Origin of the sequence: Polaromonas sp. (genome assembly GCF_041689105.1) — a bacterium.
In the GTDB taxonomy this organism is placed as follows: Bacteria; Pseudomonadota; Gammaproteobacteria; order Burkholderiales; family Burkholderiaceae_C; genus Polaromonas.
This window is the reverse complement of record NZ_JBDNGU010000161.1, coordinates 1-2,055: the sequence shown is the minus strand read 5'-3', so window position 1 is coordinate 2,055 and position 2,055 is coordinate 1. Positions and strand designations below refer to the sequence as shown.

At 65.2% G+C, this 2,055-nt stretch carries 1 protein-coding gene and 1 pseudogene; both read left to right on the top strand.

The annotated features are described in order from the left end of the window. Positions 1-534: pseudogene (locus ACESMT_RS16815) on the top strand (long-chain fatty acid--CoA ligase); the annotation flags it as partial. Next, positions 531-1,994: an acyl-CoA reductase gene (locus ACESMT_RS16810; protein ID WP_372827750.1), complete on the top strand. Its 1,464-nt coding sequence runs from the start codon at positions 531-533 to the stop codon at positions 1,992-1,994. The pseudogene ACESMT_RS16815 and the gene ACESMT_RS16810, both read left to right, overlap by 4 nt. Positions 1,995-2,055: the final 61 nt, after the last annotated feature.

The following is a 2,055-nucleotide window of genomic DNA, read 5'->3' as shown; positions in this document are numbered from 1 at the left end:
CAGCAGACCGGCGAGCCTTACGCGATGCTGGGCGCGAGTTACAGCTTTGTGCACCTGCTCGACGCGCTGCAGCGGCTGGGCAAAAGTTTTACCCTGCCGCCGGGCAGCCGTGTCTTGGACACCGGCGGCTTCAAGGGGCAGTCGCGCGAGTTGTCCATGGCGGATTTTTACGCACAGCTTTCCGCCGCGCTGGGCATCAGCCCCAGCCAGTGCATCAACATGTACGGCATGACCGAGCTGAGCACGCAGTTCTATGACGCGGGCAACGCGATCCTGCCTTCTGTCAAGTCCGGCCCGCACTGGATACGCACGCGTGTTGTTGAGCCCCTGAGCGGCGAGGAGCTGCCGCGTGGCGAGCAGGGCATTCTTGCGCACTGCGACCTGGCCAATTTCAATTCGGTCACCACCATCCTGACCGAAGACGTGGGTGTGGCGGTGGACGGCGGCTTTTTGTTGCTGGGCCGCGCCCAGGGCAGCGCAGCCAAGGGCTGCTCGCTGGCGGTCGAAGAATTTTTGCTGGCCGCTGCTGCATGACGATCCTGCGCGAAACCGCCGGTTACCTGCCAGGCCTGCGAGCCGAGGATGTCGCGTGGCAGACGCTGATCTTTGACAGCAAAGGCGGTAGTGTGGAGGTGGCCGTGCCCGTGTTGACTGAGGCGCAGATTGTGGCGCTCACGCAGCGTGTGCGCAGCGCCAGCGGTAGCTACTTGAAATCGCTCACGGTCGCGCAGATCGTCGCCACCATCGACAAGGCCATCGCCCGCCTGCTGGACCCGGCCGACCCCTGGCGGCAAAAGGCCGACACGCTGCTGCCGCTGGTCACGGGTTACGACGCAGAGATGGTGCGTCTGGGCCTGACCGGTTATCTCAAGACCTTTCGCAAGCCGCAGCTCCTGCGTTTTCTGGTGGAAGACTTTGGCAATCCGCAATTGCTCGACGATTTCGTGCCGCGTGCCAAGGGCGGTTTTTCCAAAGCCTTCGGCGCCGATGTGGCGGTGCATGTCTGGGCCGGCAACGTGCCCGGCCTGTGTTTGTGGAGCTTGATCTCCGGCCTGCTGGTCAAGTCCGGCACGGTCGGCAAGGTGGCCAGCGCCGAGCCGCTGCTGGCCGGCTGGTTCGCGCAACTGCTGGTCGAGATCGATCCGAAACTGGCCGACTGCCTGGCCGTGGTCTGGTGGCGAGGCGGCGATACGGTCCAGGAGAAAGCTTTTTTCAGCCACGCCGACCTGGTGCTGGCCTATGGCGGCAACGCAGCGCTGGCCGATGTGCGCCAGCAGGTGCCCGTCGCCACGCGCTTTCTTCCCTTTGGCCACAAGCTCAGTTTTGGCATGGTGGCCGCGTCCGCGCTTGATGCGCGCAAGGCGCTGAAAACCGCGCAGCAGGCGGCTTACGACGTGGTGCGTTACGACCAGCAGGGTTGTTATTCACCGCATGTTTTTTACGTGGCACGCGGCGGAAAAATCAGTCCGGACGAATTTGCGCGCTACCTCGCGCATGAGCTGTCGGTGTTTGAAAAAAAATACCCAAGGCGCACGCTGAGCCTGCCCGAAGCCGCCGACCTGGCCGGCTGGCGCCAGGCGCAGGAACTGCAAAGCCTGTCAGGCGCTGGCTCCGACGCGGCGGATATCGCTGGCGACGGCGCCTGGACCGTGGTCTACAACACCAGCCTGCCGCCGCTGACGCCCGGCGCGCTGAACCGCACCGTGCGTGTGGTGGCGGTCGATCAGCTCGCCGACGTGATCCCGCTGCTTGCGCCGCACCGCGCCTTTTTGCAGACGGTGGGCGTGGCCGCCGCGCCGCGCGAGCTGTTCGAGCTTGCCGAGCAACTGGGCCGCGCCGGCGTGACGCGTATCTGCGCGCTGGGCCAGATGACCTCGCCCGAGGCCGGCTGGCACCACGACGGGCGTTTCAGCCTGCTCGACCTGGTGCAGATGACGGACATCGAAAGCTCGGCCGAAGCCGCCGCCGAAACCCTTGCGCCCTATGTCGATTAAGCCGCCGCCCTTTCTCGACATGCGCCGGGTGAGCTACAGCTTCCCGGCCTATCCGAACGTG

Bases quoted from the DNA above. Each gene is read 5' to 3' on its own strand.
- ACESMT_RS16810 (WP_372827750.1), top strand. From the start codon at position 531: ATGACGATCCTGCGCGAAACCGCCGGTTACCTGCCAGGCCTGCGAGCC.